Below are 24,909 nucleotides of genomic sequence, written 5' to 3' on the forward strand. Positions count from 1 at the left end.
TCCCTACCAGGAGTTCCGTTGCCCTATCTCACGACACGCCCAACTTGACCTGCCAGGACAATCCCTAACTGCGCGGCATTGCCGTTAGTGCCCTTCGGGCCCGTGAGTACTTGTTAACCGCCCGACGTTAATAAGTACTCACGGGTGCGTCAGCGCACGGCGTGGAGGTTGCGGGCGGTGGGCGACTTCTCGACCGACTCGGGGTCCGGGTCGGTGCCGAGGATCCGGTCGGCGGTTCCCGAGGTGGTGACGGTGAACCAGTAGTGCTCGTTCTTGTAGTGGTGATGGCGGTGGTTGCGCCAGATCGCGCGGTAGAGGCGGGAGTTCGGCTTGTAGTCGCTGTGGATGAGGTAGTGCGTCCATTCGTAGAGGACGCCCAGGACGCTCAGCACCACGAGGAAGGTCAGCCCGAGCCCGGTGCGGGGGAACGTGAACACTGCGAGCGCCACGAGAACCGGGATCAGCCACATCAGGGTCTGCCACGGAATGAAGACGAGCGGCACGTCGCGGGGATCGACGTGGTGCTCGCGATGCTTCCGGGCGAGGAGCGAATCGACGGTCAGGCCCAGGACCTTCCGGGGCTTCCAGTGCAGGATGCAGACGTGGATGACCCATTCGGCGAACGGGAACACCGCCAGCATCACCAGCGGCACGACGGCATCGGTGACCTGCCAGTCGCCGACGACGACGCGGGCGACCGCTGCAGCGGCGAGCATGCCGCCGATCATCCACGGTGACGGGTGGCGGCGGAACTGGTCTGCGGCGTCGCGGAGGGTGATCGACCTGCGTTGGCGGCGATCTGCGGGAGGTGTCGTGGTCATGTGTCCTTCTCCGAATCGTGGTGTTGCAGTGTGTCGATCACGGCGGTCACGGCCGCCGTCCCGAGGTCGAGCAGGGTGGTGGCGGTGTGCGCCGCGAGGTCTTCGTCGTGTGCGGAGATGGCGTCCGCAAGCCGGTGGTACAGGTCGGCGCGGCCGACCTCCGCGACCATCACGGCGGCCATCGCGGTCATGGTCGGTTCGTACGCGTTGCGGAGGCTGTTGAAGATGAGCCGGAACGCGATGGAATCGGCGGTGTCGACGACGCGCTCCCAGAAGGCCAGCGCGCCGACCTGCTGCGCGACGGGATCGCTCTCGGCAGCAAGGTGATCCACGGCCTCGCGGAGAGCTGCGGCCGACTTCTCGGTCGCCCGGTCCGCGGCGAGCCGGGCGATCTGCACGCCGATCATCCGCCGGGCCTCGAGGATGCTGCGGACCACCGCCCAGTCGGGTTCACCGCCGCGGATCAGCAGCTGGGACAGCAGTTCGGGCCCGCCGTGCTGCCGGAAGTCGCGGACCGAGGTGGCGTCGCCCTGCCGGACCTCGACGAGCCCGGCCTGGGCGAGTTTCTGGATCGCTTCCCGGACCGCGGGCCGGGACACCCCGAACGCCTCGGCCAGGCGCCGCTCGCTGGGCAGGGCCTCGCCGGCGGCGAGGTCGCCGCCGAGTACGCGCGCGGTGATCTGGTCGAAGACTTCGGTGGAGGCGGATTTCCGCGCGATCGGCTCGAACATCATGACCCGACACTAGAACGGCTACAGGTAAGAGGTCAAGTGGTCTTACCAGTGAATCTCAACCGAACAGGCTCCGGACGAACGCGGTGGTGTCGGGCAGGGACGCGGGCATGGTCGTGAGGTGGCCCGTCGGATACGTCCGGAAGAGGAACTGCTGCCCGTTCGCGGTGAGGTCGGCGGTGAACTTCCAGGTGAGGGCGATGGGGACGACGTCGTCGAACAATCCCTGACCGATGAACAACGGCCGGTCGTAGCCCCGGACGGGGACTCCGAGCGTGGTGCGCAGCGCCGCCAGGACCGCCGGGTCGTCGAGGGGGCGCGACATCAACTGCCCGATGGAGATGCCGGCGAGTTGCGGGGCCGCCTCCTCGTAGCAGAGCGACTCGACACGATTCAGGACGTCGACGCCGAGCGGGGTGAGGTAGCTGTCGACGTCCAGGTCGGGCCGCGACGCCCGCAGTCCCGCGAGCGCGTACGCCACGAACACCGTGCTCCCGGTGAGGGGGATCTGCGGGAAACCTGGGCCGACGAGGGGCGCGAGGTTCTCCAGATTGGACGGGGCGCCGGTGGCGACGGTGCCGCGGAAGTCGAGATCGGGTGCGTAGGTGGTGGCCATCGAGGCGGCGACGAGAGCGGCGTGGCCGCCCTGCGATTGACCGATCGCGACCCACCGGTTCGACAGGGACGGCGTGACGGCCCGCGCCGCGCGCACCATGTCGATCACGCTGTGCGCCTCGGTGGGTCCGTCCAGGTACGGGTGCACGCCGGGTGTGCCGAGGCCGACGTAATCCGTTGCGACGATGGCGTACCCCTGGTCGAGCCAGGCCTTGACGTACGGTCCGGCGAGTTTCCCCGTCACCGTCGGCGCGCACGCGTCGGCGATGCCGACCGTTCCGTGGGCCCAGGACACCACGGGCCATCCGCCGGGTGGCGCGTCACCGGGTGGCAGCAGGACCGCGCCGGTGCTGAGCGCGGGTTCGTTCATCGGCCCTGTCGTCCAGTACGTGACGTACGTGGCCTCGGCGACACCCGCCGGCCGCGCGTCCGGCGCCACCGGGGTCTCGGCGACGACGGCACCGGGATCGCCCACCGCGGTCTGCGCCGGCGCCGGCGTGGGCGCGCCGAGAAGCGACAGTGCGAGTGCCGCCGCGAGGGCCGTTCCGGCGCGGCGGCCGAGCGAAGACGTCATCGCGTCCGTCCCTGGGCCGTGGGAGGCGCCGCGCGGTCCGCGAGTGGCCGGCGCGGCGTCCACTCAATTGTGCCCGCTCACGGGCGGTGGGCGGGCTCTTTCAGTCGCGCGCGAATTCCGTCGACGAACAGCGACAAGCCGAAGTCGAACCGCACCGCCGGATCGCCGTCGAGGAGATCCTCGTCGTACGCCGCGATCTGCGACTGCGGGGCGTCGGGGGAGAGCGCGGCGCGGGTGAGGGCGCCTGCCGATTCCATCTGCGCCCGCGACTGCTCGTCGACCGTGTGGCCGAGGACGTAGTAGAGCAGCGAGTAGGACGACAGTTCGGCGTGTTCGCGGGACAGCCCGGATCGCAGACCCACGGCCGCGAAGCTTTCCCGGACCCGGGAGTTGGTCATGCGGGACGCGTAGGTGGCGGAGACCAGTTCGGCGCCGTCACGGTGGGCGAGCAGCGCTGTGCGCAGCCGATGCGCCAGTTCGGTGAACTCCGCGTCCCATCCGGGCGCCGTGACCGGGGCGTCGACGTCTTCGAGGATCTTGTCGGCGAGGGCACCGAGCAACGTCTGCTTGTTGGGGAAATGCCAGTACAGCGCGCCGGGCTGCACGCCGAGGGCCGTTGCGAGTCTGCGCATCGTGAGGTCGGCGAGGCCGAACTCGTCGAGGATGGCCATTGCGCCGTCGAGTACGTCGCCGCGTCGCAATTGCACTGTGTGATCTCCCAATCTCGTCGAAAAGCTTGCTCCGGCTTTGACAGTATTCCATCACGGATCTAACGTGAACACCGTTCAACTTGTACGGTGTTCAATTTTTCGGTTCCGTCGACTCACGGCACGTGATCGGCCCGTTTTCCAGGAGATACGTGTGACCTCGGCCCCGGTACAGACAGACATTCTCGCCCTCGCGCGTGAGCAGGTTCTCGAGCGCGGCGAAGCGCTGAACGAGAGCCAGGTGCTCGAAGTCCTGCAACTTCCCGACGACCGCCTCGAGGACCTGCTCGCCCTCGCGCACGACGTGCGGATGAAGTGGTGCGGCCCCGAGGTCGAGGTCGAGGGCATCATCAGCCTCAAGACCGGCGGCTGCCCCGAGGACTGCCACTTCTGCTCGCAGTCCGGGCTGTTCCAGTCGCCGGTGCGCGCCGCGTGGCTCGACATCCCGTCGCTCGTCGAGGCCGCCAAGCAGACCGCCAAGTCCGGTGCCAGCGAATTCTGCATCGTCGCCGCCGTCCGCGGGCCCGACGAGCGGCTGCTCGCCCAGGTCGCCGCTGGTATCGAGGCGATCCGCAACGAGGTCGACATCCAGATCGCCTGCTCGCTGGGCATGCTCACCCAGGAACAGGTCGACCAGCTCGCCGCGATGGGGGTGCACCGCTACAACCACAACCTGGAGACGTCGAAGTCCCACTTCCCGAACGTCGTCACCACCCACACGTGGGACGAACGCTGGAACACCCTCCGCATGGTCCGCGAAGCCGGCATGGAGGTGTGCTGCGGCGGCATCCTCGGCATGGGTGAGAGCCTCGAGCAGCGCGCCGAGTTCGCGGCCAACCTGGCCGAACTCGAACCCGACGAGGTTCCGCTGAACTTCCTCAACCCGCGTCCGGGAACCCCGTTCGGCGACCTCGAGGTGCTGCCGGCGAGCGAGGCTCTCAAATCGGTGGCCGCCTTCCGGCTCGCGCTGCCCCGCACCATCCTCCGCTTCGCGGGCGGCCGCGAGATCACCCTCGGCGACCTCGGTGCCAAGCAGGGCATCCTCGGCGGCATCAACGCCGTCATCGTCGGCAACTACTTGACGACCCTCGGCCGTCCGGCGGAACAGGACCTCGACCTGCTCGTCGATCTGCAGATGCCGATCAAGGCCCTGAACGAGACCCTGTGACGACCATGGAGACGACCGCGGGCGACGCCGACGGTCTGGAGGAGCGCTACAACCCGTACACCGGCCGCCGCGTGGTGGCCGGTGTGGACGACACGGTCTCCACCGCCGCGCAACTCGGGCTGGAACCGCCCCGCTTCTGCGAGGCGTGCGGCCGCCGGATGGTGGTGCAGATCAGCCCCGACGGCTGGTGGGCGAAATGTTCCCGCCACGGTGTGTTCGACTCGATCTGCCGCGGACGGCGGTAGCGTCGCACGCGTGACCACGCTCCCGCGCTTCAGGGTTCGATCTGCCGCCGGAATCTTCTGCGGGACGGTGGTGGCGAGCGTGCTCGCCGGGGTGCTGTGGGGACTCCTGGCACCACCCGAACATCTGCTGGTGGTGTCCCCCGACCGCGGGGTGTCGCTGACGGGGGAGAGCGTGCACCGGTTCGACGCGATCGGGATGTTCGCGTGTGCCGGCCTGGTGGTCGGCATCCTCACCGCGGTCGCGGCGTGGACGGCGCGGCGAAGTCGCGGACCGGTGGCACTGGGCGCTGTACTCGCCGGCAGCGTGGCCGGGGCCTGTGTGATGGCCCTCGGCGGCATCGGTGTGGCGGCCCTGCGTTTCCCCGATCCCGACACCTCGACCGCCGGTGCCGTCGTGGCGGTCGCGCCGGGGATCGGGACCCCGCTGGTGCTGATCTTCCAACCGCTCGTCGCGTGCGTCGTGACGTTGGTGCTCGCCGCGCTCAACCCGTACGACGATCTCGGCGTCGGTGATGCGCCGGTCGAACTCGACGAGCCGGAGGAGCGCGACGCGACGGTGACTTCGTGACGCTTACCGGGTGACGGAGGCCTGCATCCGGACGTCACCGAGCAGGCGCCCGCTGGCGAGAGCGCCGATGCGGCGGGTCGCGAAGCGGGTGCTGACCGACGACACCCAGTTCATCAGCCCGGAGACGACGCTCGGCGGTGTGCTGCGCCGGTCCAGGGCTCGCAGCGCCGTCGCGACCACCTGGTCGGCGGTCTGCATGCGGCCGACGGCGGCGTCGTCGGAGCCGACGACGTCGAAGAATTCGGTGCGGGTGGGGCCCGGGCAGACGGCGAGCACGGTGAGGCCGGTTCCTCGCGCCTCCGCCCACAACGCCTCGGTGAAGTTCAGGACGAACGCCTTCGTCGCCCCGTAGACGGCCATGCCCGGCGTCGGCTGGAACGCGGCGGTGCTCGCCACGTTGACGAGTGCGCCGCGTCCCCGGAGCAGGTCGGGCAGGAACGTGTGCGACAACTCGACGAGGGTGGTGACGTTGAGCTGGATCTCGGAGGTCAGCCGCTCCAGGTCGGCGGACGCGAAGTCTCCGTGCGTCCCGAATCCCGCGTTGTTGATCAGCGAGTCGACGCGGATGTCGCGCGCGGCGAGTTCGCTGCGCAACCGCGCGCCTGCGCCGGGTGCCGCGAGGTCGAACGGGAGCACGGTGACCGTCACGTGGTGTGCGGCGCGGAGTTCGGTGGCGAGTTGTTCGAGCCGGTCGGCGCGCCGCGCGACGAGGACGAGGTCGGCGCCGCGCCCGGCGAACCGGCGGGCGAATTCGGCACCGAGGCCCGCGCTCGCGCCGGTGATGAGGACGGTGGTTCCGGATGCGTCGAAAGGCATGTCTGCTCCTAGCGGTGGGGTGATTCCGAATGTAGTCAGTGCCATCTATGTAGTCAATGACAACATTTTGCTAGGCTTGCGCCGTGTCCGCCGCCGAACAGCCCTACCACCACGGGAGTCTTCGCCAGGTGCTGCTCGCACGCGCCGAGAGCACCCTCGAGCGGGACGGCGTCGACGGCCTGTCCCTGCGACAGCTCGCCCGAGAGGCCGGGGTCAGTCACGCCGCACCCAGCAAGCACTTCCGCGACCGTCAGGCGCTGCTCGACGCACTCGCCGAATCCGGTTTCCGGCGGCTCACCGCCGCCCTCGAACGCGCGGTCGACCAGGCCGAACCCCATGCCCGGGCCCGCTTCGCGGCGCTCGCCGACGCCTACGTGACCTTCGCGCTCGCGCACCGGGAGTTGCTGGCCCTGATGTACGGCAACAAGCACGCGCCCGGGGCCGCCTCCCAGGTCGTGGAGGCGGGCCACACCTCGATGGACCTGACGGTCCGGATCGTCACCGAGGCCCAGGCCGCGGGCGACATCGGACCCGGGGACGCCTCGCGCATCGCCCTGGTCGCGTTCGCGACCTTCCACGGGATCGCGACCCTCGCCGCCGGGGGAATGCTCGACGACGCGCCGGTGGACGAAGTGGTCACCGCCGCATCCGACACGTTCTGGCGGGGTCTCGCCCGGGCGTGACACCGTCTCCCGGCGATCTCACAGCGCACTCCCGTCGCAGTCTCGAGTACTGGCGCTTACCTGGAGTCGGAAATGTCGATCCCCAGGAGGCGAAGATGATGCGTACCGACGAAGCCGGCTCGGCCCGTGGTGTCGTGGTGGTGACTGCCGCCGGCAGCGAGCAGGGCAGGCGTACCGCGCAGGAGTTGCTCGATTCGGGCTGGTGCGTTGCGGTCACCGCACGCACGGTCGCGGAACTGGCCCGGATCATGCCGGGCATGTCCGGTCACCGACTCCTCGCGGTCGCCGCCGATCCGGACGACCCCCGCCAGGTCGAGCAGTTTCTCGACCGCGTTCTCGGCCGCTTCGGCCGCATCGATTCGGTGCTCGGCGCGGAGCCCTCGGTCGCGTCGGCGTGGCGGCGGCGCACCACGCAAGAGGGTGGATCCGCGGCCGCCTGACGATCGGATTCAGCTCGGCGGTCGAAGCGCCGCGAACTCGTCCGTCACCCGCAGGGTGGAGTCGGTGAAGCGGTAGAGGGCGGCCGGGCGACCACCGGCGCGGCCGGACGGTGCTGTGTTGCCGGTGGGGGTCAGCACCCCGCGGCGTCCGAGGACGCGCTGGAGGTTGGTCGCATCCACCTGGTACCCGAGTGCGGCGCAGTAGATCTCGCGCAGCGTCGACATGGAGAACTCGTCGGGCGCCAGACCGAACGCGATGTTGGTGTAGGACAGCTTGGCCGCGAGGCGGGTCCGGGCGTGCCGGACGACGGTGCCGTGGTCGAACGCCATCTCGGGCAGGGCGGACACCGGATGCCACGCGGTGTCCGGCGGCAACTGCGGGTCGGCGGGGAGGGGGACGAGCCCCAGGAACGTCGACGCGATGGTGCGCGGACCGGGCACCCGTCGCGGATCGCTGAACACCGACAGCTGCTCGAGGTGCGAGACCTCCTGCACGTCCACCTTCTCGGCCAGCTGGCGTCGCGCGGACGTCGTGAGGTCCTCGTCCTCGCGGAGCAATCCGCCGGGCAGGGACCAGGCGCCCGCCTGCGGATCGAGGGCCCGTTGCCACAGCAGCACGGCGAGCTCGCCGGTGCCCGCCGCGTGACGCGCATCACCGCTGTGACCTGCGGCGATGTGGTCGGGAAAGTGGCGAACCTGGAACACCGCGGTAAGCACTTCATGCGTGGTGTTACTATTGGGCATGTTTTCGATCCTAAGTCGAAAACCTCGATTGCGGAAATTCGGGCCAGCCCGCCCGAGTTCACGGTGAAGGAGCAAGCCATGACGACCACGACGTTGTGGGCGGGTACCAACCCGCAGATTCAGGACGGTCCCGGCGGTTACGCGGGCGTCGAGGCGAGCGAAGAGTGGGCTGCCGAGATCAAACGGCTGGCGCGTGAGCGGGGAGCAACCCTCCTCGCACACAACTATCAGTTGCCCGCCATCCAGGACGTCGCCGACCACGTCGGCGACTCGCTGGCACTCTCGCGCATCGCGGCCGAAGCCCCCGAGGACACCATCGTGTTCTGCGGCGTGCACTTCATGGCCGAGACCGCGAAGATCCTCAGCCCCGCCAAGACGGTGCTGATCCCGGACGAGCGCGCGGGCTGCTCGCTCGCCGACTCGATCACCGCCGATCAGCTGCGCGAGTGGAAGGCGGAATACCCCGACGCCGTCGTCGTGTCGTACGTCAACACCACCGCCGAGGTGAAGGGTCTGACGGACATCTGCTGCACGTCGTCCAACGCCGTCGACGTGGTCGCGTCGATCGACCCCGACCGCGAGGTCCTGTTCCTGCCCGACCAGTTCCTCGGCGCCCACGTCAAGCGCGTCACCGGTCGCAAGAACATGCAGATCTGGGCCGGCGAGTGCCACGTCCACGCCGGCATCAACGGCGACGAGCTCACCGCGCAGGCCAAGGCGCACCCCGGTGCCGAACTCTTCGTCCACCCCGAATGCGGTTGCGCCACCTCGGCGCTCTACCTCGCCGGTGAAGGATTCGTGCCCGAGGACAAGGTGAAGATCCTGTCGACGGGCGGCATGCTCGACGCCGCCCGCGCCACCGGGGCCAAGCAGGTTCTGGTGGCCACCGAGGTCGGGATGCTCCACCAGTTGCGCAAGGCCGCGCCGGAGGTCGACTTCCAGGCCGTCAACGAGCGCGCGTCCTGCCCGTACATGAAGATGATCACCCCCGCCGCCCTGCTCCGCTGCCTGCTCGAGGGCAAGGACGAGGTTCACGTCGATCTCGCGACCGCCGAGCGTGCCCGCAAGTCGGTGCAGCGGATGATCGAGATCGGAAATCCGGGCGGCGGCGAGTGAGCAGCCCGGCCCGGGGGATTTCCTGGGAAGAGCACGCCGACCTCGTAGTGGTGGGCGGTGGTGTGGCCGGACTGACGGCCGCACGCACCGCCTCACTGCGCGGGCTGACCGTGCTCACCGTCAGCAAGGGTGGGGCGACGGACACCGCGACGCAGTACGCGCAGGGCGGCATCGCCGTGGTCGGTGACGCCGTCACCGATTCGGTGGACTCTCACGTCGCTGACACGTGCGAGGCCGGCGTCGGCCTGTGCGACGAGGACGCCGTGCGGTCGATCGTGGCCGGCGGCCGCGACGCCGTGGCCGCATTGACCGATCTGGGTGCGGTGTTCGACCGCGGCCGCGACGGCACCGTGTCACGCACCCGCGAGGGCGGGCACAGCACCCGGCGGATCATCCACGCCGGCGGCGACGCCACCGGCGCGGAGGTGCAGCGCGCGCTGGGCGCGGCCGGGCTTCCGGTCCTGTTCGACAGTTCCGCGGTCCGCGTGCTCACCGATGCACGCGGAGTCACCGGGGTGCTCGTCGACTCCCCGCGCGGCCTCGGCGTGATCCACACACCCGCCGTTCTCCTGGCGACCGGCGGACTCGGGCAGTTGTACGCCTGTAGTACCAACCCGCCCGGCGCCACCGCCGACGGCATCGCCCTCGCACTCGACGCAGGCGCGGCCGTCGCCGATCTCGAGTTCGTGCAGTTCCACCCGACCGTGCTGTTCACCCCCGGCGGTCTCGGCCGGCGCCCGCTGATCAGCGAGGCCGTCCGCGGCGAGGGCGCGATCCTCGTCGACGCCAACGGCGATTCGGTGACCGCCGGCGTGCATCCGCGCGGCGACCTGGCACCCCGCGACGTCGTGTCGCGGGCCATCGCGTCGCGGCTGCGGGAACTCGGTCACGACCACGTCTACCTCGACGCCCGTCAGCTGCCCGGGTTCGCGCAGCGGTTCCCGACCGTGACGGCGTCCTGCCTGGAAGCCGGGATCGACCCGCGCGAACAGCTGATCCCGGTCGCACCTGCCGCCCACTACTCGTGCGGCGGCGTGGTCACCGACGTCGACGGACGCACCTCGGTCCCCGGCCTCTACGCGGCGGGGGAGGTGGCTCGCACCGGGCTGCACGGCGCGAACCGGCTGGCCTCCAACAGCCTCCTCGAAGGCCTGGTGGTCGGCGAACGGGCCGGCGCCGCAGCCGTCGAACGCGCCGACCTACGCGTCGAGGCGGCCGATCCCGGCCGCCACGCACTGCCGTCCGCGCCGCGGGAACTGGTGCAGCAGTTGATGACCGGCAACGCCTCCGTCGTCCGGGACGGCGCAGGCCTCGAGGCGGTCACCGCCGCCCTCGCCGCCGCGCCGCGCACGGTGCCCGAGGGACAGACCGCGCTCGAAGACGCCGCGCTGACCCTGACGGCGGCAGCGCTCGTGCTCGCCGCAGGCGCGCGCACCGAAAGTCGCGGATGCCACACCCGCAGCGACTACCCGGAGACGTCCGGCGAGTGGCGCCGCAGCACGCACGTGCGCCTGCGCGGCGGCGAACTCGAGCTTCTCCAACCCCAACTGACAGGAGTGCTGTGATGGCCGACCACGTCCTTCCCGGCGGTCTGGACGCGGACGAGGTCCGTACGCTCGTGCGCCTCGCCCTGGACGAGGACCTGCGGTACGGACCCGACGTGACGTCCGCGTCCACGGTCCCGGCCGACGCGGTCGCCAAGGCGTCCGTGGTCTCCCGTGCGCACGGCACCGTCGCCGGCCTCGACGTGGGACTGCTGGTGCTCGACGAGGTGATCGGGGCGGGCCGCTACGAGGTCCTCGACAGGGTCGCCGACGGCACCCGGATCGTGCCCGGCCAGGCCGTGCTGACGGTGTCCGCGCCCACGCAGGGACTGCTCACCGCGGAACGGACGATGCTCAACCTGGTCTGCCACCTGTCCGGCATCGCCTCCGCCACATCCGCGTGGGTGGATGCGGTCGAGGGCAGCGGGGCGAAGATCCGCGACAGCCGCAAGACGCTGCCGGGACTGCGGTCGCTGCAGAAGTACGCCGTCCGGGTGGGCGGCGGCGTCAACCACCGCATGGGTCTCGGCGACGCCGCGTTGATCAAGGACAACCACGTCGCCGCCGCGGGGTCGGTGGTGGCGGCACTGCGGGCCGTCCGCGCCGCGGCGCCGGACATCGAATGCGAGGTGGAGGTCGACAGCCTCGCGCAACTCGACGAGGTACTCGCCGAGAACGTGGAACTGGTGCTGCTCGACAACTTCCCGTTGTGGCAGACGCAGATCGCGGTGCAGCGCCGCGACGCGAACGCCCCCGCCACCAGGCTGGAATCGTCGGGTGGTCTCACGCTGGACGTCGCGGCCGAGTACGCCGCGACCGGAGTCGATTACCTCGCGGTCGGCGCGCTCACCCATTCGGTGACCGTGCTGGATCTCGGCCTCGACATGTGACCCCACCCGTGAGTACTTCTCAACCGCCGGCGGTTGAGAAGTACTCACGGGTCAGACGGCACGGCGAATGGTCGCGAGGAACGTGGCCGCCACGAAGAACAACCCGGAGAACGTCCGGTTGGTGGCCCGCTGCTGGCGCGGTGAACGCATCAGCCGCAGGACCTTCGACGCCAGGCCGGTGTAGCCGGTCATGACGGCGACGTCGACCGCGACCATGGTGGCGGCGATGATCAGGTATTGGGGGAGCAGCGGCGCCGACGGGGTGATGAACTGCGGGAGCACCGCAAGCATGAAGACGACGGCCTTCGGGTTGCTGGCGTTGACGAGGAAACCGCGCAGCGTCATCGCGGGCCCGCTGGTCTCGGCGACCTCGCCGTCGACGCCGGACACATCGGTCACGCTCGCCCGCCACTGCCGGACGCCGAGAAACACCAGGTACGCGACGCCGAACCACTTGATCACCGTGAACGCGAGGGTCGAGTTCGCGAGCAGCGCCCCGAGCCCCGCGGCGACCACCGCGATCTGCAACAGCAACCCCAGCTGGAGACCGGCGATGTTCCAGTAGCCGCGCCGCAACCCGAATCGCATTCCGGTGGCCATCGACGCGATCGCGCCCGCACCCGGCGACAGGCTGATCACGCAGGACGCCCCGAGCACTGCACACCACATCTGCCACGACACGAGCTGATCGTACGTCGCGTCCCGGTGTTCCCGTTACGGGGGATTCGTGCAGCTGAGGGGCGGATCGACGAGGGAACAGATTCCGGCGCGACGGCCCGGTTCGTAGCCGGGCGGGAGCCCGTTCGCGACGACGTCCCGGTAGGCCGCCACCGCATCGGTCGGCCGCCGCGTGAGGGTGGGATCGGTCAGAGCGTCGACGGTGAACAGGCCGAACCGGGGACGGAACGTGCCCCACTCGTAGTTGTCGGTGATCGACCAGTAGTTGTATCCGATCACCGGTGCGCCGTCGGCTCGCGCCCGCTCCATCCAGTAGAGGTGATCGCGGAGATGATCGGACCGGGTGTAGCCGTCCGGGCGGGGTTTCCCGTCGTCGGTGGGCATGCCGTTCTCCACGACGTACAGCGGTAGTCCCGGGAACTTGCGGGTGTACCGCATCAGGGCGTGGTAGATGCCGTCCGGTTGGGGACTGATGTCGTAGAACGCGTCGGTGATCGCGCTCACCGCGGTGAGGTTGTCGAGGGAGAGGCCGTAGTAGTAGTCGACGCCGAGGAAGTCGAGTTTGTCGCGGACGCGGTCGACGAATGTGGTGTCGAGCGCGTCCATGGCGGCCGGGACGTACGCGAGATTGCTGCTGACCCGGGCGCCCGGGTCGTTCTCGTGGATCAGGTCGTAGGCGCGGCGGTGGACCTCGACGAGCCGGTCGAGCATCCGCGGCGCCCGGTCGGGGCCGATGCCGCCGAACGACAGCTCCTTCTGCACGTACACGGTCGGCTCGTTGATCGTGATCCAGAGCGCGCCCACACCGGAATAGCGCTCGATCACCTTCTGCGCGTTCGCGAGCCAGTCGTCGACGATCTCCGGGTTCGCCCACCCTCCCCGGTCGGCGACCCATCCGGGGTACACCCAGTGGTCGAGGGTGATCATCGGGGTCATGCCGCGGCCGGTGATCTCGCGGACGACGTCGTCGTAGTACCGCAGCTCGGTCTCGTCCCACACGCCCGGCGCGGGCTGCAGGCGCGCCCACTCGACGCCGAACCGGAAGACGTCGACACCCAGGTCCGCTGCGCTTGTGATGTCCTCGGCGTACCGGTGCCGGAAGTCGACGGAGGTGCCGATCACGTCGTGGGTGCGGCCGGAGTCGGAATACCGCCGCCAGTTGCTGTCCGGGGAGGAACCCTCCGACTGGAACCCGGACGTCGCCACACCCCACAGGAAGTCGTCGGGGAGCGGGGCGGCGTGCACCGCGGCGGCGGGGCTCAGCAAGCACAGCAGGACCGCGCCGGCACCCAGGAGTCGCGTGGGAGTCCGCACCGGCCGAACAGTAGCGGAAACGCTGTCCCGAGTGCGCCGATTGGGGGATACTGGCGAGTAGGACTACCCGCCAGTAGGAGGCGCGTCATGGTCGACACCTCAGCTCCGAAGGTCACCGAGGAAGAAGCACGAGCAGTCGCAGAGGAGGCGAGGGAATCCGGCTGGGACAAACCCTCCTTCGCGAAAGAACTGTTTCTCGGACGGTTCCGGCTGGATCTGGTTCATCCCTTCCCACGGCCGGCTGCCGAGGACGCCGCCAAGGCCGAAGAATTCCTCGTTCGCCTCCACGCATACTGCGAGGAGATGGACGGCAGTGTCATCGAATCGCAGTCCCGCATTCCCGACGAATACGTCCGCGGCCTCGCCGACCTCGGGTGCTTCGGCCTGAAGATCTCGGAGGAGTACGGCGGCCTCGGACTCTCCCAGGTCGCGTACAACCGGGCGTTGATGCTCGTCGCGTCGGTGCACCCGAGCCTCGGCGCGCTGCTGTCGGCCCATCAGTCGATCGGCGTCCCCGAACCGCTCAAGCTGGCCGGCACCCCGGAGCAGAAGCGCGAATTCCTGCCGCGCTGCGCCCGCGGCGCCATCTCCGCGTTCCTGCTCACCGAACCCGACGTCGGGTCCGACCCGGCGCGGCTGGCGTCCTCGGCGGTACCCATCGAGGGCGGTGCCGCCTACGAACTGGACGGCGTGAAGCTGTGGACGACCAACGGCGTCGTCGCGGAACTGCTCGTCGTCATGGCGCGGGTACCGAAGAGCGAAGGCCATCGCGGCGGCATCTCCGCCTTCGTCGTCGAGGCGGACACCCCGGGAATCACCGTGGAACGGCGCAACGCGTTCATGGGACTGCACGGGATCGAGAACGGTGTCACCCGTATGTACAAGGTGCGCGTTCCGCGGGAGAACCTGATCGGGCGGGAGGGCGACGGATTGAAAATCGCACTCACCACCCTCAACGCCGGCCGGCTGGCGATTCCGGCGATGTGTGCGGGCGCAGGCAAGTGGTCGCTGAAGATCGCCCGCGAATGGTCCGGTGTCCGCGTCCAGTGGGGCAAAGCCATCGCCGAGCATGCGGCCGTCGCCAACAAGCTGTCGTTCATGGCCGCGACCACGTACGCGCTCGAGGCGGTCGTGGACCTGTCGGCGCAGATGAACGACGAGGGTCGCAACGACATCCGGATCGAGGCGGCGCTCGCCAAACTGTGGTCGTCCGAGATGGCCTGCGTCATCTCCGACGAGCTGATCCAGATCCGCGGCGGTCGCGGATACGAGACAGCGGCGTCGCTGGCCGCCCGCGGTGAACGGGCGGTGCCGGTGGAGCAGCTGGACCGCGACCTGCGCATCAACCGGATCTTCGAGGGGTCCAGCGAGATCATGCGGTTGCTGGTCGCGCGCGAGGCCGTGGACGCGCACCTCACAGCGGCGGGCGATCTCGCCGACCCGCACGCCGACACCGGTGCGAAGGCCCGGGCGGCGGCCAAGGCGAGCGGCTTCTACGCGAAGTGGCTGCCGCAACTCGTGGCGGGCAAGGGACAGGTGCCGACGTCGTTCGGCGAATTCGGCGTCCTGGCCAAGCACCTGCGTTTCGTCGAACGGCACTCCCGCAAGCTGGCCCGCTCCACGTTCTACGGAATGGCCCGGTGGCAGGCTGCCCTGGAGAAGCAGCAGGGCTTCCTCGGCCGGGTCGTCGACATCGGCGCCGAACTGTTCGCGATGTCCGCCACCTGCGTCAAGGCGGAGATGCAGCGGGAGGAGAACGAGGCCGAGGGCGCCGCGGCCTACGAACTCGCCGACGTGTTCTGCCGACAGGCGGCGCTGCGGGTCGAGAAGTTGTTCGACGGTCTGTGGCACAACACCGACGACGCCGACAAGCAGGTCGCGCGCTCGATCCTCGAAGGACGGTACGCGTGGCTGGAGCGGGGAGTGGTCGACCCCAGCGAAGGCACCGGCCCCTGGATCACCGAGTGGACGCCCGGCGCGTCGACCGAGGAGAACCTGGCGAGGAGGTTCCTGCACTCGACCCGTCTCTAGGCCGCCGGATTCCCGCGGCCGGGACGACGCGCAGCACAGTGCGGCACCCGCCGGCGTCACGCCGGCGGGTGCTGTTGCATGCGCGGCCACCGAACTTGAAACCCGGTCGGCCGCCGACCGGTGAAAACGGGGTGCGCCTATCCTGGATAATCGGTGTCGAGCCCTGTTCTCCGCAGAACAGTCCGCTCGTCCGAGACACCGTGTCCCGACAGTCGCAGAGAGGACCTCTCATGCTCGCCCGCACCGACCTTCGTGGTCGTACCCCTTCCACGGCCGAACTTCGCGCCGCACTTCCTCGAGGTGGAGTGGATGTGGACGCGGTCCTGCATCAGGTTCGCCCCGTCGTCGAGGCGGTCCGTGAACGCGGCGCCGACGCCGCCCTCGAATTCAGTGAGAAGTTCGACGGCGTCCGCCCCGCGCAGGTGCGGGTGCCGCAGGCCGAGCTGGACCGCGCCCTCCACGAACTCGACCCCGCAGTCCGCGCCGCCCTCGAGGTCGCGATCGAACGCACCCGCAAGGTCCACGCCGACCAGCGCCGCACCGACACCACCACCGAGGTCGTCCCGGGTGGCACCGTCACCGAACGGTGGGTGCCCGTCGACCGCGTCGGGCTGTACGTCCCCGGCGGCAACGCCGTCTACCCGTCCAGCGTCGTGATGAACGTGGTGCCCGCGCAGGCCGCCGGCGTCCGCTCGCTCGTGGTGGCGTCGCCACCGCAGTCCGAGTTCGGCGGTCTGCCGCACCCGACCATCCTCGCCGCGGCCGCCCTGCTGGGTGTCGACGAGGTGTGGGCCGTCGGCGGCGGTCAGGCCGTCGCCCTGCTCACCTACGGCGGCACCGACACGAACGGTGCCGAACTCGCCCCCGTCGACCTCATCACCGGCCCCGGCAACATCTACGTGACCGCCGCAAAGCGCCTCTGCCGCGGCCTGGTCGGCATCGACGCCGAGGCGGGCCCCACCGAGATCGCGATCCTCGCCGACCACACCGCCGACCCGGTGCACGTCGCCGCCGACATGATCAGCCAGGCCGAGCACGACGTGATGGCCGCCAGCGTGCTCGTCACGTCCAGCGTCGAACTCGCCGACGCCGTCGACACCGCCCTGGCCGCGCAGCTCGAGATCACCAAGCACAAGGAGCGCGTCACCGCCGCGCTGTCCGGCACCCAATCGGGCACCGTCCTGGTCTCCGACGTCGAGGCCGGGCTGCGGGTGGTCAACGCGTACGCCGCCGAGCACCTCGAGATCCAGACCGAGAACGCCACCGCCGTCGCCGCGAAGGTGACCAGTGCGGGCGCGGTGTTCGTCGGGCCGTGGGCGCCGGTCAGCCTCGGCGACTACTGCGCCGGGTCCAACCACGTCCTGCCCACCGCGGGCTGCGCCCGGCACTCCTCGGGCCTGAGCGTGCAGACGTTCCTGCGCGGCATCCACGTGGTCGACTACTCCGAATCCGCGCTGAAGGAGGTCTCCGGCCACGTCATCACCCTCGCGAACGCCGAGGACCTGCCCGCGCACGGTGAGGCCGTGCGGCTGCGGTTCGAGGCGCTGCGGTGACCGCCGCGAACGTGCCCGGTTCGTCGATCGGGGTCGACGCCCTGCCGATCCGGGAGAATCTGCGCGGCAAGTCGGCGTACGGGGCGCCGCAGCTGACGGTCCCCGTTCAGCTGAACACCAACGAGAACCCGCACCCGCCGACGAAGGCGCTCGTCGACGACGTCGCGGAGTCCGTGCGGGAGGCCGCACGCGAACTGCACCGCTACCCGGACCGCGACGCGGTGGCGCTGCGCACCGACCTCGCCGCGTACCTCGTTCGCCAGACCGGGGTGCCGGTCACGGTCGACAACGTGTGGGCGGCCAACGGGTCCAACGAGATCCTGCAGCAGCTGCTGCAGGCGTTCGGCGGTCCCGGTCGCAGCGCGATGGGATTCGTGCCGTCGTACTCGATGCACCCGATCATCGCGGACGGCACCGAGACCGAGTGGCTGCCGATCTTCCGGCGCGCCGACTTCGCGCTCGACGTGGAGGCCGCGACCGCGGCGATCGCCGAACGCAGGCCCGACGTCGTGTTCGTCACCAGCCCCAACAACCCGACCGGGCACAGCGTCGGCATCGCGGAACTGCGCCGTGTCCTCGACGCCGCGCCCGGCATCGTGATCGTCGACGAGGCGTACGCCGAATTCTCCGACGCACCGAGCGCCCTGACGCTGATCGACGAGTACCCGTCGAAGCTGGTGGTGTCGCGGACGATGAGCAAGGCGTTCGCGTTCGCCGGCGGCAGGCTCGGATACCTCGCGGCCGCACCGGCATTCATCGAGGCGCTGCTCCTGGTCCGGCTGCCGTACCACCTGTCGGTGGTCACGCAGGCCGCTGCCCGCGCGGCGTTGCGGCACGCGAACGAGACGCTCGGCAGCGTACACGCCCTCGCGGCGGAGCGGGTGCGGGTGTCGAAGGCATTGGAGGACACGGGTTTCCACGTCATCCCCAGCGACGCGAACTTCATCCTGTTCGGTGAGTTCACCGACAGTGCCCGAGCCTGGCAGGCCTACCTCGACCGCGGAGTGCTGATCCGGGACGTCGGGATCCCCGGATACCTGCGCGCCACCGTCGGGCTGGCCTCCGAGAACGACGCCTTCATCGTGGCGAGCGACGAGATCGCCTCCACCGAACTCACCAGCTCAGGAGACCGAGGATGACCGACCGCATCGCCCGCGTGGAGCGCACCACCAAGGAATCGAGCATCACCGTCGAACTGAACCTCGACGGCACCGGCATCGTCGACGTCTCCACCGGGGTTCCGTTCTTCGACCACATGCTGACCGCGCTCGGCTCCCACGCGAGTTTCGACCTCACCGTCCACGCGAAGGGCGACATCGAGATCGAGGCGCACCACACGGTCGAGGACACGTCGATCGTGCTCGGACAGGCGCTCGGGCAGGCCCTCGGCGACAAGAAGGGCATCCGCCGGTTCGGTGACGCGTTCATCCCGATGGACGAGACGCTCGCCCACGCGTCGGTCGACGTGTCCGGGCGACCGTACTGCGTCCACACCGGCGAACCCGAGCACCTGCTGCACGCCGTCATCGGCGGGTACCCGGGGGTGCCGTACGCGACCGTGATCAACCGGCACGTGTTCGAGTCGATCGCACTCAACGCGCGCATCGCCCTGCACGTGCGCGTGCTCTACGGGCGCGATCAGCACCACATCACCGAGGCCGAGTTCAAGGCCGTCGCCCGTGCACTGCGTGAGGCCGTCGAACCCGATCCCCGCGTCACGGGCGTGCCGTCCACCAAGGGCAGCCTGTGAACCGGACGCATTCGTGAGCGTCGTCCTCGTCTACGTCCTGTTCATCGCCGCGGGTATCGCGGCGGGCGGCGCGTACTCCATGTGGAAGTTCAACAAACTGGCCTCGGGCGTGCTGCTGGCACTGGCGGTGCTGGCAGCCGTGGCGGGCGTTCTCAGGTTGCTGTAGTGCCGGTCGCAGTGGGGGAGCGCCGCGGCCTGCTCCGCACCCGCGGTCTGCCCACCGCGATGGTGATGGGCGCCGCGGCGTTCGGCGGCTGGGCGGTGCTGCTGCCGGTGGTTCCGCTGATCGTCTCGCTGTCCGGCGGCTCGGACACTCTCGCCGGCAGCGTGACGGCCGTGTTCATGGCCGCGACCGTCGCCACCCAACTCGGCGTGCCCCGGCTCCTGCGTAGATGGGGGCACCGGTGGATGCTCGCCGCGGGCTGCATGCTGCTGGGGCCGCCGTCGCTTCTCCTCCTGCTCTCCACCGAGGCGATCCCGGTGCTGGCGGTGTCGGCCGTCCGGGGATCGGGCTTCGGCATGCTCACCGTCGCGAGCAGTGCGCTGGTCGCGGAACTCGTTCCGCGGCAGATGCTCGGCCGCGCGACGGGTGCACAGGGAATCGCGGTGGCCGCCGCGCAGATGGTCGGGTTGCCGGCGGGGCTCGCGATCATGGCGCACTGGTCCGCGACCCCCGTCTTCGTGATCGGCGCTCTCATTCCCGCGCTCGCGGTCGTCGCGGTCACGCGGCTCCCCGCGATCCACGCCCCCGCGGATCGCGCGTCGCACGATCGCATCCCGCTCGCCGCCGTGTTGACCCCGTGGCTGTCGATCGCGATCGTGGCGGCCGCGTTCGGCGGTCTGTCCAGCCTGCTGCCGATCGCGATCTCGGAGCGGGCGTCGCTCGCGGGGGTGATCCTCGCCGTGTCGAGCGGGGCGACGCTGATCGGGCGGTACGCCGCGGGATCGTTCTCCGACCGGCTCGGGGTGGGCCGTGCCCTGATTCCCGCCCTGACGTTCGTGTGCCTCGGCCTGGTCCTGTTCGCCGTCGCCGCGGCGGCAGCGGCGCCCGTGCCGCTGCTCGTGTGCGCGGCGCTGGCATTCGGGTTCGGGTTCGGTGCGGTGCAGAACGAGTCGCTCGTCATGATCTTCACCGCCGCGGGACCGGCCCGATTCGGCTCGGCGAGCGCCGGATGGAACATCGGGTTCGACGCCGGCACCGGGTTCGGTTCCCTCGCGCTCGGAGCCGTCGCGTCGGTGGCCGGGTATTCCTGGGTGTTCGGGGTCGCGGCGACGGCGGTCGCGGTGGTCCCGGCCGCCGGAACGGTCGTCGGCCGCGCCCTCCGGCGTCGTTCGGCCGCCGGATAAGGTTGTGTCATGACCGTCTCCACGATTGCCGTCCTCGACTACGGCTCCGGCAACTTGCATTCGGCCACCCGCGCTCTGGCCCGGACCGGCGCGCGCGTCGAGGTCACGTCCGATCACAAGGTCGCACTCGCGGCCGACGGTCTCGTCGTTCCCGGCGTCGGCGCCTTCGCGGCGTGTATGGAGGGGCTCCGCGCGGTGCGGGGGGAGCGGATCATCGGTCAGCGTCTGGCCGGCGGACGGCCGGTCCTGGGGATCTGCGTCGGCATGCAGATCCTCTTCGAACGCGGCGTCGAGTTCGGCGTCGAGGCGGAAGGCTGCGGCGAATGGCCCGGCACCGTCGAACGGCTCCAGGCCGACGTGCTGCCGCACATGGGGTGGAACACCGTCGAGGCACCGGGCAACAGCACGCTGTTCGCCGGTATCGATCCCGACACCCGGTTCTACTTCGTCCACTCGTACGCTGCCCAGACCTGGGAACTGCCGACGCCGGAGCGGCTGGCGCCGCCCGCCCTGACCTGGGCCGATCACGGCGGCAAGTTCCTCGCCGCCGTCGAGAACGGCGCACTGTCCGCCACCCAGTTCCACCCCGAGAAGTCCGGCGACGCGGGCGCTGAACTGCTCCGCAACTGGGTTCGCAGTCTGTGACCGAACCCGGGGACGGGCGCGGCGACCTGTCGATCGGCAGGCTCGCCGTGTACGCGATGGGCGCCGCCACCGCGGTCCTGGTCCTCGCGACCGTGATCATTCTGGTGCTGAAACCGGGCCCCGTCCTCGGGCTGATCGTCGGGTTGCTCGGCGTCGCCGGTGCGATCGCCGCCATGGGTTACGTGTCGAAACGCATGACCCGCAACGCCTACGGCCGCGACCCCGAGGACCCGAAGCCGGGTTCCGACCGCTGAGCGACTAGGGTTGTCGCACGTGAGCCTGGTCCTTTTGCCTGCTGTAGATGTCGTCAACGGTGAAGCTGTTCGCCTCGTCCAGGGGGAGGCAGGAAGCGAGACCGGATACGGCTCGCCTCGTGATGCCGCCCTCGCATGGCAGAACGACGGTGCCGAGTGGGTCCACATCGTCGACCTCGACGCCGCCTTCGGTCGCGGCTCGAACCGTGAACTCCTCGCCGACGTGGTGGGGGAACTCGACGTTCAGGTGGAACTGTCCGGCGGAATCCGCGACGACGCGTCGCTCGAGGCCGCACTGGCCACCGGCTGCGGTCGCGTCAACCTCGGCACCGCCGCCATCGAGAACCCCGAGTGGTGTGCCCGCGCCATCGCCAAGTACGGCGAGAAGATCGCCGTCGGTCTCGACGTGCGCCTCGTCGACGGTGAGTACCAGCTTCGCGGCCGCGGGTGGGTCACCGAGGGCGGGAACCTGTGGGAGACCCTCGCCCGGCTCGACAAGGACGGCTGCTCCCGCTACGTCGTCACCGACGTGAGCAAGGACGGCACTCTCACCGGCCCCAATCTCGAACTCCTCGCGCAGGTCTGCGCGGCCACCGACGCCCCCGTCGTCGCCTCGGGTGGTGTGTCCACCATCGACGACCTCCGGGCGATCGCCGGACTCGTCGACCAGGGCGTCGAGGGATCCATCGTCGGCAAGGCGCTGTACGCGGGGCGGTTCACCCTCCCCGAGGCGCTCGCCGCGGTCTCGGGCTGAGTTCGCGCCATGGCCCTGTCCCGCGATCCCCGGGAACTCCTCGCCGTTGCCAGTGAGCTGCTCGACGGAGTGCACGACCGGTTCGTCTCCGGGGTGGGTGCGCCCAGCGCCGTCCACAAGGGCCCCGACGATTTCGCGACCGCCGTCGACCTCGAACTCGAGAAGCGGCTGACCGGCGAGCTGCGTGACCGGACCGGCATCGACGTCCACGGCGAGGAGTTCGGCGGACCCGACCTCGACAGTGGACCCGTCTGGGTGCTCGACCCCATCGACGGCACCTTCAACTATTCGGCCGGTCTGCCCACCGCGGGCACGCTGCTCGCGCTCCTCGACGACGGGGTTCCCGTTCTCGGTCTCACGTGGCTGCCGCTCGTCGGGCGGCGCTACGCGGCCGTCGCGGACGGCCCGTTGCTCGAGGGCGGTCAGCCGCTGCCGAGTCTCGGCCGCACGTCGCTGGCGTCGTCGATCGTGGGCTTGGGGGCGCTGAACATCGACAGTCGCGGGCGGATCCCCGGCGCGTACCGGTTGCAGGTCCTCGCGCAGCTCAGCCGGGTGTCCTCGCGGATCCGGATCCACGGGTCCACCGGGGTCGACCTCGCGTTCACCGCGGCCGGAATACTCGGCGGTGCGGTGGTGTTCGGCCACAATGCGTGGGACAACGCGGCCGGTGTGGCGCTGGTGCGCGCCGCGGGCGGTGTGGTGACCGATCTGGGCGGCAAGCCCTGGACGGTGATGTCCGATTCGGTGCTCGCCGGAGCGCCCGGGGTGCACGGCGAAATTCTCGATATCCTCGGATCACTGGGTGATCCCCGTTCCGAGCCTTCAGGAGGGCGTACGCAATGACTCTGGCGGTTCGAGTGATCCCGTGTCTGGACGTCGATGCCGGACGCGTCGTCAAGGGCGTCAACTTCGAGAACCTGCGGGACGCGGGCGACCCCGTCGAACTGGCGGCCGCGTACGACGCCCAGGGCGCCGATGAGCTCACGTTCCTCGACGTCACCGCGTCGACCGCCGACCGGGGCACCATGCTCGACGTGGTCAGCCGGACGGCGGAACAGGTGTTCATCCCGCTCACGGTCGGCGGCGGTGTCCGCACCGTCGAGGACGTCGACCGGTTGCTGCGTGCCGGCGCCGACAAGGTGAGCGTCAACACCGCCGCGATCGCGCGGCCCGAGTTGCTCCGCGAACTGAGCGAACGGTTCGGCTCCCAGTGCATCGTGCTGTCGGTGGACGCGCGCACCGTGCCGCAGGGCCAACCGGACACCCCGTCGGGGTGGGAGGTCACGACCCACGGCGGCAAGCGCAGCACCGGCATCGACGCGGTCGAGTGGGCGGTCCGCGGCGCCGAACTGGGCGTAGGGGAGATCCTGCTCAACTCGATGGACGCGGACGGCACGAAGGCCGGTTTCGACCTGCCGATGATCCGCGCGGTCCGCGCCGCCGTGCACGTGCCGGTGATCGCCAGCGGGGGAGCGGGCGCCGTCGAGCACTTCGCACCCGCCGTCGGAGCCGGCGCGGACGCCGTCCTCGCCGCCAGTGTCTTCCACTTCGGCGACATGACGATCGGCGACGTCAAGAAGTCCATGCGTGCAGAAGGGATCACCGTCCGATGAGTCTCGACCCGGCCATCGCGTCACGGCTCAAGCGCAACGAGGCGGGACTGTTCAATGCCGTCGCGCAGGAAAGGTCGACGGGCGACGTCCTGATGGTGGCGTGGATGGACGACGAGGCCCTCGCACGCACCCTCGAGACCCGTAAGGGCACGTACTATTCCCGCTCCCGTCAGCAGTACTGGGTGAAGGGCGAGACGTCCGGTCACACGCAGTACGTCCACGAGGTGCGGCTCGACTGCGACGGCGACACCGTGCTGCTCGTCGTCGACCAGGAGGGGGCGGCGTGCCACACGGGCACGCACACCTGCTTCGACTCGGACGTCCTGCTCGCCGCCGACTAGCGCAGCGGCCCTCGGCGGGATGTTCGTATGCCCTCGGGCAGGATGTCGGCATGCCACTTATTCAGATCAGTCAGACGCCGGGGCTCACGGCGGAGCAGAAGCGTGCCACGATCGAGGCCGTCACGAAGGCGTACGCCGACGCGACGGGTAAGAATGCGGCGACGGTGTGGGTGACGATCACCGAGGTGCCGCGCGACAGCTGGGGTGTCGGCGGGACGCCGCTGGGGTGAGCTGTCGGGACGCCGCTGGGGTGAGCGGCGGTCAGGCCTTGCCGGTTCCCGAGGCGATGCTCTTGTCGAGTTGGGTGAGCATGGCGCCGGACAGTTCGGACAGTTGACGGACCTGGTCGGCGGAGAGGCCGTCGAAGATCAGTGACCGGACGGATTCGACGTGCGGCGGCGCGGCCTCGACGACCTTGGCCATGCCTTCGTCGGTGAGGACGGCGTCGGAGCCGCGGCTGCCGCGGATGCTTTCGCGGCGCACCCAGCCGGCTTTCTCCATTTTGGTGACGACGTGGGACAGCCGGGACAGGGACGCGTTGGCGCGCTGTGCGAGCAGGGACAGCTGCAGGCGCCGGTTCGATTCGCCGGACAGTGAGGCGAGGACGAAGTACTCGAAGTGGGTGAGTGCCGAGTCGCGTTGGAGCTGGGTGTCCAGTGCGGCGGGGAGCCGGGTGACCAGTGCGATGAGGGTGAGCCAGGCCTCCTGCTGCTCTGCGTCGAGCCATCGGGTGCCGGGCTCTGTCGACGTGCCCTCGTCGTTACCACTCATCGGTGGTGTCCTCCGTCCGTACGTCGCTCCATGCGTGTGCAGCGTGTCCTCCATAGTTAGCACGCCGCGGGGCCGATTCGTGCCCGGGGAATAGTTGCCGCGCCCACGGGTTGACTCCTATAGTAACTTGAAGGTTCAACATTGAGGCGGCGGTGATCCGGCCGGCGTCCTCGATGAGGGATCTCGATCCGAAGGA

30 protein-coding genes are annotated in these 24,909 nt (G+C 69.9%); 21 read left to right on the plus strand and 9 right to left on the minus strand.

The window, feature by feature from the left end:
- Nucleotides 1–149 precede the first annotated feature (149 nt).
- From BLV94_RS42030 to BLV94_RS42045, 4 genes are all read right to left on the minus strand, one after another.
- Entirely contained in the window at nt 150–821 is a 672-nt protein-coding gene (locus BLV94_RS42030; RefSeq protein WP_072945270.1) for a sterol desaturase family protein, read from the minus strand.
- Complete coding sequence (locus BLV94_RS42035; RefSeq protein ID WP_083395832.1) at nt 818–1,555, minus strand: FadR/GntR family transcriptional regulator; 738 nt, start codon at nt 1,553–1,555, stop codon at nt 818–820. The genes BLV94_RS42030 and BLV94_RS42035 overlap by 4 nt, the downstream gene beginning before the upstream one ends.
- Before the next feature lie 55 nt (nt 1,556–1,610).
- Nucleotides 1,611–2,741, minus strand: a complete 1,131-nt coding sequence (locus tag BLV94_RS42040; RefSeq protein WP_072945268.1) for a lipase family protein — start codon at nt 2,739–2,741, stop codon at nt 1,611–1,613.
- Between the two features lie 77 nt (nt 2,742–2,818).
- Nucleotides 2,819–3,448 (minus strand): TetR/AcrR family transcriptional regulator C-terminal domain-containing protein, encoded by a 630-nt coding sequence (locus BLV94_RS42045; protein WP_072945267.1) that lies wholly within the window; start codon nt 3,446–3,448, stop codon nt 2,819–2,821.
- 154 nt (nt 3,449–3,602) lie between these two features.
- Between BLV94_RS42045 and bioB the strand changes: the two genes are divergently transcribed.
- The 3 genes from bioB to BLV94_RS42060 are packed head-to-tail and all read left to right on the plus strand — an operon-like array spanning nt 3,603 to nt 5,429.
- On the plus strand, nt 3,603–4,616 hold the full coding sequence (gene bioB / locus BLV94_RS42050; RefSeq protein WP_072945264.1) for a biotin synthase BioB: 1,014 nt from the start codon (nt 3,603–3,605) through the stop codon (nt 4,614–4,616).
- 5 nt (nt 4,617–4,621) lie between these two features.
- Complete coding sequence (bsaP, locus tag BLV94_RS42055; RefSeq protein ID WP_072945398.1) at nt 4,622–4,861, plus strand: biotin synthase auxiliary protein BsaP; 240 nt, start codon at nt 4,622–4,624, stop codon at nt 4,859–4,861.
- Nucleotides 4,862–4,871: 10 nt separating this feature from the next.
- On the plus strand, nt 4,872–5,429 hold the full coding sequence (locus tag BLV94_RS42060) for a DUF2567 domain-containing protein (protein WP_072945263.1): 558 nt from the start codon (nt 4,872–4,874) through the stop codon (nt 5,427–5,429).
- 3 nt (nt 5,430–5,432) lie between these two features.
- On the opposite strand, the gene BLV94_RS42065 is transcribed toward BLV94_RS42060, so the two are convergent.
- A complete protein-coding gene (locus BLV94_RS42065) occupies nt 5,433–6,245 on the minus strand; it encodes an SDR family NAD(P)-dependent oxidoreductase (RefSeq protein WP_072945262.1) in 813 nt (270 codons plus the stop codon).
- Between the two features lie 83 nt (nt 6,246–6,328).
- Between BLV94_RS42065 and BLV94_RS42070 the strand changes: the two genes are divergently transcribed.
- A complete protein-coding gene (locus BLV94_RS42070; protein WP_072945261.1) occupies nt 6,329–6,928 on the plus strand; it encodes a TetR/AcrR family transcriptional regulator in 600 nt (199 codons plus the stop codon).
- Nucleotides 6,929–7,023: 95 nt separating this feature from the next.
- Nucleotides 7,024–7,368: an SDR family NAD(P)-dependent oxidoreductase gene (locus BLV94_RS42075; protein ID WP_095865259.1), complete on the plus strand. Its 345-nt coding sequence runs from the start codon at nt 7,024–7,026 to the stop codon at nt 7,366–7,368.
- Between the two features lie 9 nt (nt 7,369–7,377).
- On the opposite strand, the gene BLV94_RS42080 is transcribed toward BLV94_RS42075, so the two are convergent.
- Nucleotides 7,378–8,112, minus strand: coding sequence for an NUDIX hydrolase (locus tag BLV94_RS42080; RefSeq protein WP_072945260.1), 735 nt, complete (start codon nt 8,110–8,112; stop codon nt 7,378–7,380).
- Between the two features lie 78 nt (nt 8,113–8,190).
- Here BLV94_RS42080 and nadA point away from each other — a divergent pair, with 78 nt between their 5' ends.
- From nadA to nadC, 3 genes are read left to right on the plus strand one after another with little or no spacing between them, the layout of a single operon-like run.
- The gene (nadA, locus tag BLV94_RS42085) at nt 8,191–9,228 is read left to right on the plus strand and encodes a quinolinate synthase NadA (protein WP_072945259.1); all 1,038 of its coding nucleotides are present in this window, start codon (nt 8,191–8,193) and stop codon (nt 9,226–9,228) included.
- The gene (locus BLV94_RS42090; RefSeq protein ID WP_072945258.1) at nt 9,225–10,793 is read left to right on the plus strand and encodes an L-aspartate oxidase; all 1,569 of its coding nucleotides are present in this window, start codon (nt 9,225–9,227) and stop codon (nt 10,791–10,793) included. The genes nadA and BLV94_RS42090 overlap by 4 nt, the downstream gene beginning before the upstream one ends.
- A complete protein-coding gene (nadC, locus tag BLV94_RS42095) occupies nt 10,793–11,662 on the plus strand; it encodes a carboxylating nicotinate-nucleotide diphosphorylase (RefSeq protein ID WP_072945257.1) in 870 nt (289 codons plus the stop codon). The genes BLV94_RS42090 and nadC overlap by 1 nt, the downstream gene beginning before the upstream one ends.
- Before the next feature lie 51 nt (nt 11,663–11,713).
- Here the strand turns inward: nadC and BLV94_RS42100 are convergent, their stop codons facing one another.
- Together BLV94_RS42100 and BLV94_RS42105 are read right to left on the minus strand one after the other, a co-directional pair.
- The gene (locus tag BLV94_RS42100; RefSeq protein WP_072945255.1) at nt 11,714–12,343 is read right to left on the minus strand and encodes a LysE family transporter; all 630 of its coding nucleotides are present in this window, start codon (nt 12,341–12,343) and stop codon (nt 11,714–11,716) included.
- A gap of 33 nt (nt 12,344–12,376) precedes the next feature.
- Entirely contained in the window at nt 12,377–13,654 is a 1,278-nt protein-coding gene (locus BLV94_RS42105) for a glycoside hydrolase family 1 protein (protein ID WP_072945254.1), read from the minus strand.
- An 87-nt stretch (nt 13,655–13,741) separates the two neighbouring features.
- Here BLV94_RS42105 and BLV94_RS42110 point away from each other — a divergent pair, with 87 nt between their 5' ends.
- The 13 genes from BLV94_RS42110 (at nt 13,742) to BLV94_RS42165 (ending at nt 24,172) form a co-directional block, all read left to right on the plus strand.
- Nucleotides 13,742–15,685, plus strand: coding sequence for an acyl-CoA dehydrogenase family protein (locus BLV94_RS42110; protein WP_072945252.1), 1,944 nt, complete (start codon nt 13,742–13,744; stop codon nt 15,683–15,685).
- A gap of 230 nt (nt 15,686–15,915) precedes the next feature.
- On the plus strand, nt 15,916–17,238 hold the full coding sequence (hisD, locus tag BLV94_RS42115) for a histidinol dehydrogenase (protein WP_072945250.1): 1,323 nt from the start codon (nt 15,916–15,918) through the stop codon (nt 17,236–17,238).
- Nucleotides 17,235–18,377 (plus strand): histidinol-phosphate transaminase, encoded by a 1,143-nt coding sequence (locus BLV94_RS42120; RefSeq protein WP_072945248.1) that lies wholly within the window; start codon nt 17,235–17,237, stop codon nt 18,375–18,377. The genes hisD and BLV94_RS42120 overlap by 4 nt, the downstream gene beginning before the upstream one ends.
- Nucleotides 18,374–18,988: an imidazoleglycerol-phosphate dehydratase HisB gene (gene hisB / locus BLV94_RS42125; protein ID WP_005247522.1), complete on the plus strand. Its 615-nt coding sequence runs from the start codon at nt 18,374–18,376 to the stop codon at nt 18,986–18,988. Before BLV94_RS42120 ends, hisB begins: the two co-directional genes overlap by 4 nt.
- Before the next feature lie 13 nt (nt 18,989–19,001).
- Nucleotides 19,002–19,154: a hypothetical protein gene (locus BLV94_RS49755; RefSeq protein WP_167372216.1), complete on the plus strand. Its 153-nt coding sequence runs from the start codon at nt 19,002–19,004 to the stop codon at nt 19,152–19,154.
- The gene (locus BLV94_RS42130; protein ID WP_072945246.1) at nt 19,154–20,335 is read left to right on the plus strand and encodes an MFS transporter; all 1,182 of its coding nucleotides are present in this window, start codon (nt 19,154–19,156) and stop codon (nt 20,333–20,335) included. Before BLV94_RS49755 ends, BLV94_RS42130 begins: the two co-directional genes overlap by 1 nt.
- 9 nt (nt 20,336–20,344) lie before the next feature.
- Nucleotides 20,345–20,980: an imidazole glycerol phosphate synthase subunit HisH gene (hisH, locus tag BLV94_RS42135; protein WP_072945244.1), complete on the plus strand. Its 636-nt coding sequence runs from the start codon at nt 20,345–20,347 to the stop codon at nt 20,978–20,980.
- Nucleotides 20,977–21,234, plus strand: a complete 258-nt coding sequence (locus BLV94_RS42140; RefSeq protein ID WP_072945241.1) for a hypothetical protein — start codon at nt 20,977–20,979, stop codon at nt 21,232–21,234. Before hisH ends, BLV94_RS42140 begins: the two co-directional genes overlap by 4 nt.
- Before the next feature lie 19 nt (nt 21,235–21,253).
- Nucleotides 21,254–21,988: a bifunctional 1-(5-phosphoribosyl)-5-((5-phosphoribosylamino)methylideneamino)imidazole-4-carboxamide isomerase/phosphoribosylanthranilate isomerase PriA gene (gene priA / locus BLV94_RS42145; RefSeq protein WP_005247511.1), complete on the plus strand. Its 735-nt coding sequence runs from the start codon at nt 21,254–21,256 to the stop codon at nt 21,986–21,988.
- A gap of 9 nt (nt 21,989–21,997) precedes the next feature.
- Entirely contained in the window at nt 21,998–22,831 is an 834-nt protein-coding gene (locus BLV94_RS42150; RefSeq protein WP_072945238.1) for an inositol monophosphatase family protein, read from the plus strand.
- Nucleotides 22,828–23,601, plus strand: coding sequence for an imidazole glycerol phosphate synthase subunit HisF (hisF, locus tag BLV94_RS42155; RefSeq protein WP_072945236.1), 774 nt, complete (start codon nt 22,828–22,830; stop codon nt 23,599–23,601). The genes BLV94_RS42150 and hisF overlap by 4 nt, the downstream gene beginning before the upstream one ends.
- Nucleotides 23,598–23,942, plus strand: a complete 345-nt coding sequence (gene hisI / locus BLV94_RS42160) for a phosphoribosyl-AMP cyclohydrolase (RefSeq protein WP_072945234.1) — start codon at nt 23,598–23,600, stop codon at nt 23,940–23,942. Before hisF ends, hisI begins: the two co-directional genes overlap by 4 nt.
- 50 nt (nt 23,943–23,992) lie before the next feature.
- Nucleotides 23,993–24,172 (plus strand): tautomerase family protein, encoded by a 180-nt coding sequence (locus BLV94_RS42165; RefSeq protein WP_072945232.1) that lies wholly within the window; start codon nt 23,993–23,995, stop codon nt 24,170–24,172.
- A 31-nt stretch (nt 24,173–24,203) separates the two neighbouring features.
- Here the strand turns inward: BLV94_RS42165 and BLV94_RS42170 are convergent, their stop codons facing one another.
- Nucleotides 24,204–24,713, minus strand: a complete 510-nt coding sequence (locus BLV94_RS42170) for a MarR family winged helix-turn-helix transcriptional regulator (RefSeq protein WP_072945229.1) — start codon at nt 24,711–24,713, stop codon at nt 24,204–24,206.
- Nucleotides 24,714–24,909 lie beyond the last annotated feature (196 nt).

The organism is Rhodococcus koreensis, assembly GCF_900105905.1.
GTDB classification, from domain to species: Bacteria; Actinomycetota; Actinomycetes; order Mycobacteriales; family Mycobacteriaceae; genus Rhodococcus_F; species Rhodococcus_F koreensis.

Excerpts from the sequence above, each read along its gene's own strand:
- BLV94_RS42065 (WP_072945262.1), bottom strand. The coding sequence starts at position 6,245 with ATGCCTTTCGACGCATCCGGAACCACCGTCCTCATCACCGGCGCGAGC.
- BLV94_RS42170 (WP_072945229.1), bottom strand. The coding sequence starts at position 24,713 with ATGAGTGGTAACGACGAGGGCACGTCGACAGAGCCCGGCACCCGATGG.
- BLV94_RS42080 (WP_072945260.1), bottom strand. The coding sequence starts at position 8,112 with ATGCCCAATAGTAACACCACGCATGAAGTGCTTACCGCGGTGTTCCAG.
- hisD (WP_072945250.1), top strand. The coding sequence starts at position 15,916 with ATGCTCGCCCGCACCGACCTTCGTGGTCGTACCCCTTCCACGGCCGAA.
- BLV94_RS42040 (WP_072945268.1), bottom strand. The coding sequence starts at position 2,741 with ATGACGTCTTCGCTCGGCCGCCGCGCCGGAACGGCCCTCGCGGCGGCA.
- hisH (WP_072945244.1), top strand. The coding sequence starts at position 20,345 with ATGACCGTCTCCACGATTGCCGTCCTCGACTACGGCTCCGGCAACTTG.
- bsaP (WP_072945398.1), top strand. The coding sequence starts at position 4,622 with ATGGAGACGACCGCGGGCGACGCCGACGGTCTGGAGGAGCGCTACAAC.
- BLV94_RS42030 (WP_072945270.1), bottom strand. The coding sequence starts at position 821 with ATGACCACGACACCTCCCGCAGATCGCCGCCAACGCAGGTCGATCACC.
- nadA (WP_072945259.1), top strand. The coding sequence starts at position 8,191 with ATGACGACCACGACGTTGTGGGCGGGTACCAACCCGCAGATTCAGGAC.
- BLV94_RS42035 (WP_083395832.1), bottom strand. The coding sequence starts at position 1,555 with ATGATGTTCGAGCCGATCGCGCGGAAATCCGCCTCCACCGAAGTCTTC.
- nadC (WP_072945257.1), top strand. The coding sequence starts at position 10,793 with ATGGCCGACCACGTCCTTCCCGGCGGTCTGGACGCGGACGAGGTCCGT.
- BLV94_RS42110 (WP_072945252.1), top strand. The coding sequence starts at position 13,742 with ATGGTCGACACCTCAGCTCCGAAGGTCACCGAGGAAGAAGCACGAGCA.
- BLV94_RS42165 (WP_072945232.1), top strand. The coding sequence starts at position 23,993 with ATGCCACTTATTCAGATCAGTCAGACGCCGGGGCTCACGGCGGAGCAG.
- hisI (WP_072945234.1), top strand. The coding sequence starts at position 23,598 with ATGAGTCTCGACCCGGCCATCGCGTCACGGCTCAAGCGCAACGAGGCG.
- BLV94_RS42150 (WP_072945238.1), top strand. The coding sequence starts at position 21,998 with ATGGCCCTGTCCCGCGATCCCCGGGAACTCCTCGCCGTTGCCAGTGAG.
- hisB (WP_005247522.1), top strand. The coding sequence starts at position 18,374 with ATGACCGACCGCATCGCCCGCGTGGAGCGCACCACCAAGGAATCGAGC.
- hisF (WP_072945236.1), top strand. The coding sequence starts at position 22,828 with ATGACTCTGGCGGTTCGAGTGATCCCGTGTCTGGACGTCGATGCCGGA.
- BLV94_RS42075 (WP_095865259.1), top strand. The coding sequence starts at position 7,024 with ATGATGCGTACCGACGAAGCCGGCTCGGCCCGTGGTGTCGTGGTGGTG.